The sequence below is a fragment of the Streptomyces sp. NPDC006384 genome, assembly GCF_042870695.1.
GTDB lineage: Bacteria > Actinomycetota > Actinomycetes > Streptomycetales > Streptomycetaceae > Streptomyces.
Map to the genome: position 1 here is coordinate 13984 of NZ_JBIAHR010000020.1, position 14826 is coordinate 28809.

Sequence of the window (14826 nt, forward strand, 5' to 3'; positions counted from 1 at the left end):
CCCGCCCGCCCGGGGGGCGGCGGCGGGCCCCCCCCCCGCCGGGGGGGGGGGGGCGCCCCCCCCCCCCCCCCCCCCCCCCCCCACGGGTCAGTCGTCGCCGGTCTTGGAGCCGAGGGTGAGCTCGGTGGTGTGCTGCTTGCCGCCGCGCTCGTAGGTGATCGTGACCTTGTCGCCGGGCCTGTGGGTCCAGATCTCGCCGATCAGGGTCGGGCCGCTGTCGATCACCGTGTCGTCGAGCTTGGTGATGACGTCGCCCGGCTTGAGACCCGCGGCCGCCGCGGGGCCGCCCGGCTCGACGGGTTCGGAGCCGCCGACGCCCTGCTCGGTGATCTTCGCGCCGTCCGTCGTCTCCTCCAGGGAGACGGAGGCGCCGATCCTGGCGTACACCGGCTTGCCGGTCCTGATCAGCTCCTTGGCGACGAACTCCGCCTGGTTGATCGGGATGGCGAAGCCCAGGCCGATCGAGCCCGCCTGGCCGCTGCCGCCGAAGCCGCCGTTGCTCGTGGACTGGATCGCCGAGTTGATCCCGATCACGTTGCCCCGCGCGTCCAGCAGCGGGCCGCCGGAGTTGCCCGGGTTGATCGAGGCGTCGGTCTGCAGGGCGCTCATGTAGGAGGCCTTGCTGCTCGCGCTGCCGTCGCTGGAGGCCACGGGACGGTTCTTGGCGCTGATGATGCCCGTGGTCACCGTGTCGGACAGGCCGAAGGGGGCACCGATCGCGATCGTCGAGTCGCCCACGGCCACCTTGTCCGAGTCGCCGAGCGGCAGCGGCTTCAGGTCGGAGGGGGCGTCCTCGAGCTTGATGACCGCCACGTCGTAGCCCTGCGCGTTGCCGACCACCTGGGCGTCGTACTTCTTGCCGTCGGGGAAGGTGGCGCTGAGCCTGCCGCCGTCGACCGCCTCCGCCACCACGTGGTTGTTGGTGACGATGTGGCCCTGCTTGTCGAAGACGAAGCCCGTGCCGGTGCCGCCCTCGCCGTTGCTTCCCTCGGCCTGGATGGTGACCGTGCTGGGCAGCGCCCTGGCGGCCACGCCCGCGACGGTGCCCGCGTCGCGCTTGAGGGAGCCGCCGGTGTCGGAGGCGGAGACCGTCGTGGAACCGTTCTCGTCGTTGTTCCTGGCCAGGGTGTAGCCGAGTCCGCCGCCCAGGCCGCCCGCGACCAGAGCGGCGACCAGGACCGCGGCGACCAGTCCGCCGCGGCCGCGGCCGGCCTTCGGCGCGGGTGGCTGGTACGAGGCGCCCCAGCCGCCGCCGGAGCCCTCCCCGCCGCCGTACGAGGGGACCGCCGGGGGCGGGGGCGGGGGCCAGGAGGCGTCGGGGGCGGACGGCGACCGGGGCGGCTCGGCCGGCCGGGAGGCTGCGGGAGAATCCGCCGGCACGGGAGGTGCGGGCGGGGCCGGGGGTACCGCGGTGCCCTCGTTCTCGGTGCTCACAGCTTCTCTCCTCGATCCACGACTGCCGCCGGTCCGCACGGGCCGTACCGGTCGCGCCCGGCCACGCTCACGCGTGCTGGTCCACGGCCCGGCGCGCAGCGGCTGCGCATGCGTCGGTGCAGGGGTTTCGTATGCCAACAGCTTTTCCCACGAGCCGTCAGAGCACCGTAAGCGGATGCTGTGGGCCCGCGGTCGTCCCTGTACAAGTCATCTGTACAGGCCATCCAAGACTAAACGGGCACGGCGGTGACGACTCCGGCGGCGCGTCCGCCGGTGGGCGGTGGCACCATGACGCGGTGACCCAGCCACGACAGCACCGCATCCAGGTCGTCGCCCACCGGGGGGCCTCGGAGGAGGCGCCCGAGCACACCCTGGCCGCGTACCGGAAGGCGATCGAGGACGGGGCGGACGCTCTGGAGTGCGATGTGCGCCTGACCGCCGACGGCCACCTCGTCTGCGTCCACGACTGGCGCGTCGACCGCACCTCCAACGGCCGGGGCGCGGTCTCGGCGCTGGAGCTCGCCGACCTGGCGGCGCTGGACTTCGGTGTCCGCAGGACCCGGGAGTTCTGGCGCACGCGCGACGAGCAGCCCGACTGGGAGCACCGGCCCGAGGACCGGGAGGAGACGTCCGTCCTCACCCTGGAGCGGCTGCTGGAGCTGGTGTCGGACGCGGGCCGGCGAGTGGAGCTGGCCATCGAGACCAAGCACCCCACGCGCTGGGCGGGGCAGGTGGAGGAGCGGCTGCTCCAGCTCCTGAAGCGGTTCGGGCTGGACGCCCCCGCCTCGGCCGAGGAGTCGCCGGTGCGTGTGATGAGCTTCTCGGCGCGCTCGCTGCACCGGGTGCGGACCGCGTCGCCGGCCCTGCCGACGGTCTACCTCATGCAGTTCGTCCCGCCCCGGCTGCGCGACGGACGGCTGCCGGCGGGTGCCCGGATCGCGGGCCCCTCGCTGCGCATCGTGCGCAACCACCCCGCGTACGTCGAGCGGCTGAAACGGGCGGGACACCCGGTGCACGTGTGGACGGTGAACGAGACCGCGGACGTGGATCTCTGCGCCCGGCTGGGCGTCGACGCCGTCATCACCAACCGGCCACGCGCCGTCCTGGACCACCTCGGCCGGTGACGCGTCCGCAGGCCTTGCCCCGGCGGTCCGGGCGCCTCTTCCACGGCCCCGGCCGCACCGGCGGGTTCCGGCCACCCGGTGACGGGGAGTGCTCCGGCGCGTTCGGTGCGTGTCCGTGCATGACGAATGCGTCACTGGGCGGCGACCTGCCGGTTTCCGGCTCAGGTCAGAAGGGCATCCACTCCGTGGCGTGGGGCGAAGGAGGTCTCGGGGGTGGCGTTGGTGGTGGCACAGGAGGTGCCCACGTCGTCGAGCATGGCCGTTCCTCATGGCCCTGCGGGCGTGGGGAAGGCAAGGCGCCGGATGCGGGAGCAGCTCCGCGGAGGCGGTGTGGCGGAATCGGTCATCGACGACGCCGTGCTGGTTCTCTCCGAGCTGTTGAGCAACGCGTGCAAGCACGGCCGTCCGCTGGGCGACGCGCCGGCCGGGGACGGTGACGTCCTCGCCGCGTGGCGGGTGGACGCGGCGGGCCGGCTCGTCGTGGAGGTCACGGACGGCGGCGGCCCGACCCGCCCGGCTCCGGCGACCCCTTCGGTCACCGCGCACGGCGGCCGCGGGCTGAACATCATCACGGCGCTCTCCGAGGACTGGGGTGTACGGGACGGGGCGTGCGGCGAGGTCACGGTCTGGGTCGTCGTCCACGAGGACGTGCACGACACGGACGCCGCGCACCGGCGTGACGACTTCGCCTCGCGCGTCGCGGCGCCGGCGGTGTCGGAGATTCCCGGACTGGACTTCGCGGATGCCTTCGACGACCTGGGCTGACCCGTCCGCGTGCCGCCGCGCGGGGCGCCGGGCCGGCGCGGAGGGCCGACTGCGCGCATGCGCCGCGCCGTGCGCGGTGCCCCTTCCCCCGGAAGGGCGGGGGCGGTGTCCATGGACGGCCCGTCGTCCACAGGGGCCGGTCGGCCGGGTGGTGAACGGCTAGGCTCGCGCCCGTACGAGTAGAGCCGTAACCGGGAGACACCCACGATGGCCAAGAAGCGACCCCAGACGAAGGCCAGGCGGCCCCAGACCACCGGCGGAGCCCGCGCCGCAGGCGCCGACGGGGACTTCCCGGTCGTCGGTGCCCGCGAGCCCTGCCCCTGCGGCAGCGGCCGCCGCTACAAGGCCTGCCACGGCCGGGCCGCCGCGCAGGCCACCACCGAGCTGGTGCAGCGCCCCTTCGAGGGGCTGCCCGGCGAGTGCGACTGGGTGGCGCTGCGCGAACTGGTCCCGGCTGCCACGGCCGAGCTGACGCTGAGGGACGGCCTGCCCGAGGGCGTCCCCTCGGTCACGCTGGCCACGGTGCTGCCGATGGCCTGGCCGGCCCTGCGCCGCGACGACGGCTCGGTGCTGCTCGGCCTGCAGAACGACACGGCGTCGGGCGACATCAGCCGCGACCTCGCCGACACCCTCCAGCGGGCCCTGACCGCGCCGCCGGGCACGCCGGTGCAGGGCCGTCGCGTGCCGGCCGACGGTCCGCGGCTGCAGGACCTGCTCGCCGCCGAGGGGGCGTTCGAGCCGGTGGTGCACGAGGGCTTCGAGTTCTGGGTCCCGGACGCGGAGAACGCCACGCCGGAGGTGGCCGCCTCCCTGGAGCGGGCCAACGCCGCGGCCATCCCGACCGTCCGGCTCCAGGGCGTGGACGCCGCGTACTGGTGCGAGACGCCGGACAAGAACCACCTGCGCTGGGTCATGCCGCACGAGGAGGAGCGCCTTCTGGACGCTCTCGCCCGGCTGCACGCGGCGGGCCGGTCGAGCCTCGGTGAGGGCACCCGGCTCGTGGGCTCCTTCCGCGCCCACGGGCTCACCGTCCCGGTCTGGGACCTGCCGAGCGGGATCACCGCCGAGGACGTGGAGAAGCCGGCGGCCGAGTTCGCCGAGCGGCTCGCCGGGGCACTGGCCACCGACGCGCCGCTCACCCCCGACGAGCGCCGGGCCCGCGGCGGCCTGACCAACCGGCAGGTCACCCTCAGCTGACCCGCGGCCGGCGCACATCGCGTCGCGGTGGCCCGGCCGGGCCACCGGGACGCGGAGCGGGTGACTCCAGTCACAACTCCCGCTGATATCGCGCCAGTCGGTGACCGGAAAACAGGAGATCGAATTTGCTAACCGCCGATCTCTTGTTACCGTTCGAGTAGCCCGGTTGCTGGTGCATCCCCCGTCGCCAGCAACCGGGTCTTTCCATGCGCCCCGCCGCTCACGCACCGCATCCGTGCGCCAACAGGGCGCGCTCCGGAGCGAGTTGATCCCGCCCCGCGCCCGGCCCGGCACACGCCGGCTACCGCCGGCATCCGTACCTCACAGCTCGGGCGCGCTCACGCCCGTACGGGTGAGGGCGTCGACCACCGCGTCCACCACGGCCTCCACGTCGGGCAGCCAGGGCGAGGCGGATCCGGGCAGCGGCGCCCGCTCCCAGCGGACGGCCCCCCGGCCGGTCCCGGACGGAGGCAGGGCGAGGTAACCGCCCTCGCCGTGGAAGCGCAGGGAGCCGGGAACGAAGTCCTTGGCGTGGAGCAGCTCGCCCAACTGCTCCAGGGAGTACGGCCGTACGAGCAGCGCCCAGCGGGTGGGCGAGGCGACGACCGGGCCGGTCCGCAGACCGGCGCGGTCCAGGGCGGCCAGCGCACGGGCGGCCGGCAGGGCGGGCAGGGAGACGGCGCACGGGGCACCGCCCCCGGTGGCCAGGACGATCGGCGCCGATGGCCGGTTGGTCCACCACCAGCGCACCATCCGCTCGTCGGTGGTCGCGGCGAGGAGGCCGGGATCGAAGGGATGCGCGCCCGGCACCGTGCACTCGGGATCGGGGCACGCGCAGCGCGAGTGCGCCTGCGGGTCCGCCGCCACACCGGGGAGCACGGGCCACCGCCACTGCGTCGCGTAGGTCAGGGCCGCGCCGATCAGCTCAGGCCGCCCGCCGCCTCGACGGGACAGGAGCCTGCGTCGCCTTCCGAGGATCTCGCGCATGAGCGCTCGTTCCTTTCCGTTGCACGCCTGGCAACACCGTGGTCGTCTCACACCATGAGTCGATCTCTTCGCTGTGCGTAGCTGGTGGCGCATCACACCCCTGCCGCGGGCAAGGGGAACCCCTGTGACTCCGGCTCTGACTGCGTCCGCGGCGGCTGCGTCCTGCTGCGCCCATCAGGAGCATGGGCGTGGCGCGGGGTGGCGAAGTCTGGCGTTTGCCGTTCCGCGTATTTCTCTCCGCCTCCGCCACGGGAGGATGGGGCACGGTCGTCGGTGGATAGGACGCCCGGGTCCGCCGCCAGGTTCCGGGTGACGTCCGGCCACCCCTGGCCTTCACCGAGTACGTACCCATCGCGGCCGCTGTGACGCGCCGTGGAGCACCCCCAGAAGACCGCAACAAGACATCCTCCAGGGCAGTTTCAAGCCAACTTCGTTCTTCCACAAGGGGATCGGGATAAAGCCGCTTCCGCCCCTCGGACACCAGGAATCCCCGCAGGACAATGCTGGACATCTCCTCACGAGTGCGTGTACATGTGGAGACACTGCCGGCGGCGCAGAACGACATGGGGGTTTGCGATGCTTTTGAGCAGTAAGCACCGGTCGGAAAGCCGGACACCATGAACGCCCCGCACTCTGCGAAAGTGGCCGGAATCGATTCGACCGTGCCCTCTCCCGCACACACTGTCACGTCCGCCACGGGTATCCCTCCGGTCCCGCCGAACACCCCGGGCTCCGCAGGCGCTCCGGGCGTCCTCCTCCAGGACCGGCTCGCCGGCTGGGTGTCGGACCTGACGACCCTGCACGAGCTCACCGAGCGCCTCGCCCGTACGGGCTCCCTGTCCGAAGCGCTCCAGGAACTGCTGCGCGCCGGCGCCGCCCTGGTGGGCGCCCGGCGCGGTCTCGTCGTGCTGGAACCGGCCGACGGCCGGGGCCCGGACACCACCACCGGCCTGGGCCTGGCCCGCGCCGACCTCGGTCACATCGAGACGGTGCCGCGCAGTTCACTGGCGTACGGGCGGATCCTGGAAGGCCTGCCGGTCGCCGAGGGCGGCATCGCCGAGCCCGACCTGTTCGCCGAGGAGGGCCTCGACCCCCGCCACCGCGAGGTCGCCGCCCGCCTCGGCTATGCCGCCAGCTACGCCCTGCCCCTGTCCGCCGACGGCACCGGCCGCCTCGGCGCCGCCGTCTGGCTCTACGACGAACCCGCCGAGCCGCGCGAGCGGCAACGCCACCTCGTGGGGCTGTACGCCCGGTACGCCGCCGAGCACCTGGCCCGGCTCCTGGAGGTCGAGCGCACGCGCGCGGACATGGCGACCATGACGGAGGAGCTGCTGCCCGCACGGCTGCCGCGGGTGCCCGGCGTGCGGCTCGCCGCCCGCCGCCTCACCGGCCCGCGCGGCGGCGGCGACTGGTACGACGCCCTGCCGCTGCCCGACGCCGCGCTCGGGCTGGCCGTCGGCTCCGTCACCGGCTGCGGGCCCAGCGCGGTCGCCGCCACCGGCCGGCTGCGCGCCTCCCTGCGGGCGTACGCGGTGATGGAGGGCGAGGACCCGGTCGCGGTCCTGTCCGACCTGGAACTGCTGCTGCGGCTCACCGAGCCCGCCCGCTCGGCCACCGCCCTGTTCGCCTACTGCGAGCCCGCGCTGCGCCGGATCACCCTGGCCGGCGCCGGCCACAGCCCGCCGCTGCTCACCGGCGAGCGGCGCACGGAGTTCGTGGAGACCTCCGTCTCCGCGCCGCTCGGCATGCTCGCCTGCTGGGAGGCGCCCAGCGTGGAACTCCGGGCCGAACCCGGCGAGACGGTCCTGCTCTACACCGACGGCCTGCTGCGCCGCACCGGCGAACCGGTCGACCGCGCCTTCGCCCGGCTGCACGCCGCGGCGGCCGGCGTGCCGCGCGCCAAGCGCCACGACCCGGACGCCGTCGCCGGCCACGTGCTGCGCACGATGCTGCCGGACGGCGCGGCCGAGGCGGACTCCGAGGAGGACGTGGTGCTGCTGGCGGTCCGCTTCGACCGGTGACGCACCACCGCACGGTATGACGGGTCCTTCGGCCCTGGGCCCCTTTCCGTACGACCGTACGATGGGGGGTGGTCCAGTGCCGTATCAAGGAGGATGACCGTGGCGGAGGAGCTCACCCCGGCAGCAACCGATCTTGCTGCTGACGCAGCGGGCCCGGAGACCGAGCCCGAAGAGCCGATCAAGCAGCGCAAGAACGGCCTGTACCCGGGCGTGTCCGACGAGCTCGCCGAGAACATGAAGTCCGGCTGGGCCGACACGGAGCTGCGCGACCTGGAGCCGATCGCCCAGGCCGCCGAGACCGCCGCCCGCCGCGCCGCGCTCTCCGCGCGCTTCCCCGGTGAGCGCCTGGTGATCCCCGCGGGCAACCTGAAGACCCGCTCGAACGACACGGAGTACGCCTTCCGCGCCTCCGTCGAGTACGCGTACCTCACCGGCAACCAGACCGAGGACGGCGTCCTGGTCATGGAGCCCGAGGGCGAGGGCCACAAGGCCACCATCTACCTGCTGCCCCGCTCCGACCGCGAGAACGGCGAGTTCTGGCTGGACGGCCAGGGCGAGCTGTGGGTCGGCCGCCGCCACTCCCTCACCGAGGCCGAGAAGCTGTACGGCATCCCCGCCTCCGACGTGCGCGAACTGACCGGCAAGCTGCGCGAGGCCACCGGACCGGTGCGCGTCGTGCGCGGCCACGACGCCGGCATCGAGGCGGCCCTGACCGACAAGGTCACCGCCGAGCGCGACGAGGAGCTGCGCGTCTTCCTCTCCGAGGCCCGCCTGGTCAAGGACGACTTCGAGATCGGCGAGCTGCAGAAGGCCGTCGACTCCACCGTGCGCGGCTTCGAGGACGTCGTGAAGGTCCTCGACAAGGCCGAGGCGACCAGCGAGCGCTACATCGAGGGAACGTTCTTCCTGCGCGCCCGCGTGGAGGGCAACGACGTCGGCTACGGCACCATCGCCGCCGCCGGCCCGCACGCCTGCACCCTGCACTGGGTCCGCAACGACGGCCCGGTCCGCTCCGGCGACCTGCTGCTGCTCGACGCGGGCGTGGAGACGCACACGTACTACACGGCCGACGTCACCCGCACCCTGCCGGTCAACGGCCGCTACAGCGAGCTGCAGAAGAAGATCTACGACGCCGTGTACGACGCCCAGGAGGCGGGCATCGCGGCGGTGAAGCCGGGCGCCAAGTACCGCGACTTCCACGACGCCGCCCAGCGGGTGCTGGCCGAGCGGCTCGTCGAGTGGGGTCTGGTCGAGGGCCCGGTCGAGCGCGTGCTGGAGCTGGGCCTGCAGCGCCGCTGGACCCTGCACGGCACCGGCCACATGCTCGGCATGGACGTCCACGACTGCGCCGCCGCGCGCACCGAGACCTACGTCGACGGCACGCTGGAGCCCGGCATGGTCCTCACCGTCGAACCCGGCCTGTACTTCCAGGCCGACGACCTGACCGTGCCCGAGGAGTACCGGGGCATCGGCGTCCGCATCGAGGACGACATCCTCGTCACCGAGGACGGCAACCGGAACCTGTCCGCCGGGCTGCCGCGCCGGTCGGACGAGGTCGAGGCGTGGATGGCCGCGCTGAAGGGCTGACCCGCACGCCGACGGCCGGGCACCGCGTGCGGTGCCCGGCCGTCGGCGTGTGCGCGGAGCCCGGCGGGGGCCGGGCCCGGCGCCGGTCACACGGCCACGAGCGGGGCGTCCTCCCGCCACTTGAGGATCTTGTCGAAGCTCACCACGGCTCCCGTCCGGCCCGGCGCGCTGCCGATGTGGACGTGGTCGGCGAGTTCCCGGATGAGACACAGGCCCCGGCCGTGCTCGGCGTCGGCGGCCGCCGTGCGGGGCGCCGCCTCCGGCCGGCCGGGCGCACCGGCACCGAAACCGGGACCGGTGTCGGCGACCTCGATGCGGCACCGCTCCCCGTCGAGATAGGCCGTGACGCGGTACGCCTGCGACGGCCCGCCGGGCACGTCGTCCCCACCGTGCTCGACGGCGTTGGCACAGGCCTCGCTGAGGGCGACGGAGAGGTCGAAGGAGATGTCGGGGTCCACGCCCGCGGTCTCCATGGTGCCGAGCAGCAGGCGGCGGGCCAGGGGCACGCTCGCAGCCTCGCGCCGCAGATGGAGTGACCACCAGATGCTCATGCTCCAGCCTCCCGGCCGCGGCTCGACATACCGTTACGTATTGCCCCTCGTCCCCGGGCGTAAGCGCGATGTCCGCCGCGGACCGCCCGTACGGCGGATGCGGCCGTCAGGGTGACCGGTGTATGCGACGACCGGTATGCACCGTTCCCGGCCGAAACGGGGGAACGCGGCGACCGGCGCATGTGGGGCGGCGGGCACCAGAGGGTGACCATCCCGGTCGTAGGGCATCTTGCGGACCTGCCGTACGGGGCGGGGGCCGCCGGTGGGATGATGGGGCCGCCATGACTGCCCCCCACCCGCCTTCGGCGCGCTCCGGGAACGACCTCCGGATCCTGCGGGCCGCGGTGTTCGCCGCGGTCTGCGTCGTGCTGTCCGCGGCGGGGCACACCCTGGCCTCCTGCGCCACGGTTCCCCTGTGGTCACTGGGCGCGGGATTCCTCGGGGCGGTCCTGGTCGCGGCACCCCTCGCCGGGCGTGAACGCTCACTGCCCGGAATCGCGGTGCTGCTGGCGGCCGGACAGACCGCCCTGCACGCACTCTTCGGACTGGGACAGCACGGCACCGCGACCGCCGCCCCCGCCTCCCCCGGCGGCGGGCCGCTGTCCGACGCCTCGCTCGTCCAGCAGGCCGCACGGCTGGTGTGCGGGACCACCGCGGCGGCGATCAGCCCGGCCCAGGCCCAGCGGATCCTCACCGACGCCCGGATCGCGCCGGGCTCCGGCGCCCGCACCGGCGCGGCACACCACCCGGCGGACGCCCTGTCCACCGTGGCCGGTTCCCCCGCCTCACTGCTGCCCTCCCTGCCGATGCTGCTCGGCCACGTCCTCGCGGCACTCGCCGCCGGCTGGCTGCTGCGGCGCGGGGACCTGGCCGTCACACGGCTCATGGCCCTCTCCGCGCACTCGGCCCAGGCAGTGGCCGAGGCAGCGCTCGTACGCGCCCTGCGCGGGGCGCTGGCGCTGGTACGCGCCCTGCACCGCGGCCTCGCGGACGCTCCCCGCACGGGCCCGCGCCCGCCGCTCACCGCACTGCTCGTGCCGGCGCGGCTGCGCACCACCGCCCTCCAGCACACGGTGATCAGGCGCGGACCGCCGGCCGGCTTCGCCCTCGCCGCCTGACACGACGCGCCCACCCACCACCCGCTTCGGCCTCCCGGCCGGGTGCGCAGGGGGCCGCCGTCGTGCGGCACGCGCGCGCACGCGCGCATCCCTCCTGACACCCCTGGCACCGGCTCCTCGCCGGTCACCACAGAAGCGGAGCACTCCGTCCATGAAGGTTTCCCGTATCGCCGCCGCCGGCACCGCGGCCGGCATCGCCGTCCTCGCCCTGTCCGCCCCGGCCTTCGCGCACGTCAGCGTGCAGCCGGAGGGCAAGGCCGCCAAGGGCGGCTACGCGGTCATCGGCTTCAAGGTCCCCAACGAGCGCGACAACACCTCCACCACCAAGCTGGAGATCACCCTCCCCGCCGACCACCCGCTGGCGTCCGTGATGCCGCAGCCGGTCCCCGGCTGGAAGGCCGACGTCACCAGGTCCGCGCTGGACAAGCCGCTGGAGTCGCACGGTGAGAAGCTCACCGAGGCCGTCACCAAGGTGACCTGGACCGCCGAGGGCAAGGGCATCGAGCCGGGCTACTTCCAGAAGTTCCCGCTGTCCGTCGGCGCCCTGCCCGAGGACACCGACCGGCTGGTCTTCAAGGCGATCCAGACGTACTCCGACAAGGAGGTCGTGCGCTGGATCGAGGTGCCGCAGGAGGGCCAGGACGAGCCCGACAACCCGGCGCCCGTACTCGAACTGACCGACGCCGAGGGCGACGCCCACGGCGCGGCGGGCGCGAAGACCGGCACCGGCGCCGGTTCCACCGCGCAGAACACCGCGGCCGGCACCGCCGACTCCGGCTCCGGCGACAGCAGCGACACCACCGCCCGCGTACTCGGCGTCACCGGCATCGTCGTCGGCGCCGCGGGCGTCGCGTACGGCGTCCTCGCCGGCCGCCGCCGGAACACCGGCGCGTCGGCGTAACCGCACCCATCCCCGGTGTGCGCCGGGCCCCGCTCGGGGCCCGGCGCACACCGGCGCACCTCACACCCGGGACATCTCTCCATGCGCAAGAAGACATTCGCCGCGGCCGCACTGCTCGCCGCCGCATCCCTGACCCTTACCGCCTGCGGCGGCAACGGCGACAGCGACAAGCCCGTCACCATGGTCTCCGAGGACACCACCCAGCAGGCGGCCACCGTCCTCGACAAGCCCTTCGAGAAGCCGGACCTGGTCCTCACCGACACCCAGGGCAAGAAGTACGACTTCCGCGAGCAGACCGCCGGCAAGCCCACCCTGATCTACTTCGGCTACACCCACTGCCCCGACGTGTGCCCGCTCACCATGAACAACATCGCGGTGGCCAAGAAGCAGCTGTCCCCGGCCGAGCAGCAGCAGCTGCGCGTCGTGTTCGTCACCACCGACCCGGAACGGGACACCCCCGCCGCCCTCGGCACCTGGCTCAAGGGCATCGACCCCCAGATCATCGGCCTGACCGGCGACTTCGCCACCGTCCAGGCCGGCGCCCGCACCCTCGGCATCTCCATCGACCCGCCGACCAAGGACAAGGACGGCACCATCGTCTCGACCCACGGCACCCAGGTCATCGCCTTCTCCCCGAAGACCGACGCCGGCTACGTCCTCTACAACAAGGACGCCGGCGTCGAGGACTTCACCAAGGACCTCCCCAAGATCGTCAAGGGGGAGAACCCGTGACCGGCCGCCCCGCGCTGGCCGCCGTCACGCTCCTCGGCGCCCTGGCCCTCACGGGCTGCGGCGGCTCCGGTTCCGACGGCTCCCCGGCCGCCGACCTCTCCGTCGGCGCCGCCTACATACCGCGACCGGTCTCCGCCACCATGGCCGCCGGCTTCCTCACTATCACCAACAAGGGCGACGGCAAGGACGAACTGACCTCCGTCACCAGCACGGCCGGCCCGGTCTCCGTGCACGAGACCGTCGGCGGCGCGATGAGGAAGGCCGGCCGCCTGCCCGTGCCCGCGCACGGCGAACTCGTGCTCGAGAGCGGCGGCAACCACCTGATGTTCGAAAAGCTGACGCGCCGGCTCGAAGAGGGTGAGACGGTCTCCGTCGAGCTGCACTTCGCCCGCTCCGGCCCCGTCACGGTCGAGATGCCGGTGAAGGCCGCCACGTACCGGCCCGCCGGCGAACACTCCGGACACTGAGGGAGGGACCACCTTGACGCAGACCACCGCCCCACGCGTCCGGATCCTGGTGCTGCTGCTCCTGGCCACGGCCTGCGCGCTGCTCGCCGGCGCCGGACCGGCCTCCGCGCACGCCGCGCTGACCGGCAGCGATCCCCGGCAGGGGGCGGTGGTCGACAAGGCCCCCGCCCAGGTGACGCTCACCTTCTCCGAGGCCGTCTCCCTGGACGACGACTCCCTGCGCGTCCTCGACCCCAAGGGCGCCCGCGTCGACACCGGACAACCCGCGGGCACCGGCGGCACGACGTACACCGTGAAGCTCCGCCCCGGGCTGCCCGACGGCACGTACACCGTGGCCTACCAGGTCGTCTCCGCCGACAGCCACCCGGTCTCCGGCGCCTACACCTTCTCCGTCGGCGCCCCGTCCAGGACCTCCGCCGCCGTCGACGTCCAGGAGGCGGGGGGCGGCCTGGTCGGCGGGCTGTACGGCTTCGGACGGTACGTGTCCTACGCCGGTTTCGTCGTCCTGGCCGGCGGCGCCGCCTTCGTCCTGGCCTGCTGGCCGCGCGGCTCCGGCGTACGGCCGCTGCAGCGGCTCGTCGTCTCCGGATGGCTCGCGCTGACCTCCGCGACCCTGCTGCTGCTCCTGCTGCGCGGCTCCTACACCGGATCCGGGAAACTCGCCGACGTCTTCGACCTGGGCCTGCTCGGACAGGTCCTGCAGACCAAGGCCGGCGCCGCGCTCGTCTCCCGGCTGCTGCTGCTCGCCGCGGCGGCCCTGTTCATCGCCGTACTCTTCGGCACCCATGACAGACGCGAGGACGAGGAGAAGCGGGACCTCACCTTCGGGCTCGCGGTCGGCGGGGCCGTCGTGGCGACCGGGCTGGCCGCGACCTGGGCCATGGCCGAGCACGCCTCCGTCGGCCTCCAGGCGGGTCTCGCCATGCCGGTCGACGTCGTCCACCTGCTGGCCGTCGTCGGCTGGCTCGGCGGACTCGCCGCCCTGCTCGTCGCGCTGTACCGGGCACCCGCCGACACCCCCGTACCCGCCCGTGCCGTGCGCCGCTTCTCCCGCCTCGCCTTCGGCAGCGTGGTCGCGCTCGTCGTGACCGGCGTCTACCAGTCCTGGCGCCAGCTCGGCTCCTGGACGGCGTTCACCGACACCCGCTACGGACAGCTCCTCCTCGTCAAGATCGCCCTCGTGGCCGTGCTGGTCGGCGTCGCCCACCTCTCCCGGCGCTGGACCGCGCGGCTGGCCTCCCGGCCGGTGCCGGCCACCGCCCCTCAGGAGGAGAAGCAGCGGGCCGACGGCGGTGAGAAGGAGACCGTGGGGGCTTCCCGGGCCGCGTCAAAGACGTCGACGGCCCAGGCGGAGGGGACCGGCGACTCCCGGCGCGCCGCCCAGCTCGCCCGCCAGCGGGCCGCCATGGACACCGCCCGGCAGAAACGGCTGCGGGACGCCGACCCCCACCGTCTCGGACTGCGCCGCTCCGTCCTCGCCGAGGCGGGCGTCGCCGTCGTCCTGCTCGCCGTCACCACCGTACTGACCCAGACCGAACCGGGACGCACCGAGCAGGAGGCCCGCGCCGCCGGCCGGACCGCCGCCTCCCCCGCGGCGTCCGGACCCCTGGCCCTCGACATGCCCTTCGACACCGGGAGCGCGAACGGCAGGGGCACCGTACGGATCGAACTCGACCCCGCCCGCACCGGCGACAACGACCTGCACCTCTACGTCGAGGACCCGGACGGCCGCGCCTTCGATATCCCCGAGGTCAAGATCGCCTTCACCCTGGAGGCCAAGGACCTCGGCCCCCTGCCCGTGATCCCCGAACACCTCTCCACCGGACACTGGTCGGCGAGCGGGGTGCAGCTCCCGATGGCCGGCGACTGGAAGATCGCCGTCACCGTGCGCACCTCCGACATCGACCAGGTGACCCTCTCCAAGAACGCGCAGATCGGCTGA

General features: G+C 73.8%; 13 protein-coding genes. 10 read left to right on the forward strand and 3 right to left on the reverse strand.

Annotated elements, in window-relative coordinates; genetic code table 11:
• Positions 1-87: 87 nt before the first annotated feature.
• Positions 88-1434 (reverse strand): trypsin-like peptidase domain-containing protein, encoded by a 1347-nt coding sequence (locus tag ACFYOJ_RS25125; protein ID WP_356554114.1) that lies wholly within the window; start codon positions 1432-1434, stop codon positions 88-90.
• Between the two features lie 296 nt (positions 1435-1730).
• Here ACFYOJ_RS25125 and ACFYOJ_RS25130 point away from each other — a divergent pair, with 296 nt between their 5' ends.
• The 3 genes from ACFYOJ_RS25130 to ACFYOJ_RS25140 all read left to right on the forward strand — a co-directional run bounded on the left by ACFYOJ_RS25130 (position 1731) and on the right by ACFYOJ_RS25140 (position 4520).
• On the forward strand, positions 1731-2558 hold the full coding sequence (locus ACFYOJ_RS25130) for a glycerophosphodiester phosphodiesterase (protein WP_356554116.1): 828 nt from the start codon (positions 1731-1733) through the stop codon (positions 2556-2558).
• Between the two features lie 213 nt (positions 2559-2771).
• Entirely contained in the window at positions 2772-3323 is a 552-nt protein-coding gene (locus ACFYOJ_RS25135) for an ATP-binding protein (RefSeq protein ID WP_356554118.1), read from the forward strand.
• 207 nt (positions 3324-3530) lie between these two features.
• Positions 3531-4520, forward strand: a complete 990-nt coding sequence (locus tag ACFYOJ_RS25140; protein ID WP_356554120.1) for a DUF5926 family protein — start codon at positions 3531-3533, stop codon at positions 4518-4520.
• 321 nt (positions 4521-4841) lie between these two features.
• Here the strand turns inward: ACFYOJ_RS25140 and ACFYOJ_RS25145 are convergent, their stop codons facing one another.
• Positions 4842-5507, reverse strand: a complete 666-nt coding sequence (locus tag ACFYOJ_RS25145; protein ID WP_356554121.1) for a bifunctional DNA primase/polymerase — start codon at positions 5505-5507, stop codon at positions 4842-4844.
• A gap of 617 nt (positions 5508-6124) precedes the next feature.
• Between ACFYOJ_RS25145 and ACFYOJ_RS25150 the strand changes: the two genes are divergently transcribed.
• Positions 6125-7528 carry a PP2C family protein-serine/threonine phosphatase gene (locus ACFYOJ_RS25150; RefSeq protein ID WP_356554123.1) on the forward strand — a complete coding sequence of 468 codons (1404 nt, stop codon included), beginning with the start codon at positions 6125-6127 and terminating at the stop codon, positions 7526-7528.
• A gap of 99 nt (positions 7529-7627) precedes the next feature.
• Complete coding sequence (locus ACFYOJ_RS25155) at positions 7628-9115, forward strand: aminopeptidase P family protein (RefSeq protein ID WP_356554124.1); 1488 nt, start codon at positions 7628-7630, stop codon at positions 9113-9115.
• An 86-nt stretch (positions 9116-9201) separates the two neighbouring features.
• Here ACFYOJ_RS25155 and ACFYOJ_RS25160 read toward each other — a convergent pair whose 3' ends face one another.
• The gene (locus ACFYOJ_RS25160; protein WP_356554126.1) at positions 9202-9666 is read right to left on the reverse strand and encodes an ATP-binding protein; all 465 of its coding nucleotides are present in this window, start codon (positions 9664-9666) and stop codon (positions 9202-9204) included.
• 281 nt (positions 9667-9947) lie between these two features.
• Between ACFYOJ_RS25160 and ACFYOJ_RS25165 the strand changes: the two genes are divergently transcribed.
• From ACFYOJ_RS25165 to ACFYOJ_RS25185, 5 genes are all read left to right on the forward strand, one after another.
• Positions 9948-10784 (forward strand): hypothetical protein, encoded by an 837-nt coding sequence (locus tag ACFYOJ_RS25165; protein WP_356554128.1) that lies wholly within the window; start codon positions 9948-9950, stop codon positions 10782-10784.
• A gap of 151 nt (positions 10785-10935) precedes the next feature.
• Positions 10936-11685 (forward strand): YcnI family protein, encoded by a 750-nt coding sequence (locus ACFYOJ_RS25170; RefSeq protein ID WP_356554130.1) that lies wholly within the window; start codon positions 10936-10938, stop codon positions 11683-11685.
• Positions 11686-11766: 81 nt separating this feature from the next.
• Positions 11767-12417, forward strand: a complete 651-nt coding sequence (locus ACFYOJ_RS25175; RefSeq protein WP_356554131.1) for an SCO family protein — start codon at positions 11767-11769, stop codon at positions 12415-12417.
• Positions 12414-12884, forward strand: coding sequence for a copper chaperone PCu(A)C (locus ACFYOJ_RS25180; RefSeq protein WP_356554133.1), 471 nt, complete (start codon positions 12414-12416; stop codon positions 12882-12884). Before ACFYOJ_RS25175 ends, ACFYOJ_RS25180 begins: the two co-directional genes overlap by 4 nt.
• A 13-nt stretch (positions 12885-12897) precedes the next feature.
• Complete coding sequence (locus tag ACFYOJ_RS25185) at positions 12898-14826, forward strand: copper resistance protein CopC (protein WP_356554135.1); 1929 nt, start codon at positions 12898-12900, stop codon at positions 14824-14826.

What these genes read in the sequence shown, in the direction of transcription:
- ACFYOJ_RS25140 (WP_356554120.1), top strand. Translation starts at nt 3,531, where the DNA reads ATGGCCAAGAAGCGACCCCAGACGAAGGCCAGGCGGCCCCAGACCACC.
- ACFYOJ_RS25145 (WP_356554121.1), bottom strand. Translation starts at nt 5,507, where the DNA reads ATGCGCGAGATCCTCGGAAGGCGACGCAGGCTCCTGTCCCGTCGAGGC.
- ACFYOJ_RS25150 (WP_356554123.1), top strand. Translation starts at nt 6,125, where the DNA reads ATGAACGCCCCGCACTCTGCGAAAGTGGCCGGAATCGATTCGACCGTG.
- ACFYOJ_RS25160 (WP_356554126.1), bottom strand. Translation starts at nt 9,666, where the DNA reads ATGAGCATCTGGTGGTCACTCCATCTGCGGCGCGAGGCTGCGAGCGTG.
- ACFYOJ_RS25165 (WP_356554128.1), top strand. Translation starts at nt 9,948, where the DNA reads ATGACTGCCCCCCACCCGCCTTCGGCGCGCTCCGGGAACGACCTCCGG.
- ACFYOJ_RS25170 (WP_356554130.1), top strand. Translation starts at nt 10,936, where the DNA reads ATGAAGGTTTCCCGTATCGCCGCCGCCGGCACCGCGGCCGGCATCGCC.
- ACFYOJ_RS25175 (WP_356554131.1), top strand. Translation starts at nt 11,767, where the DNA reads ATGCGCAAGAAGACATTCGCCGCGGCCGCACTGCTCGCCGCCGCATCC.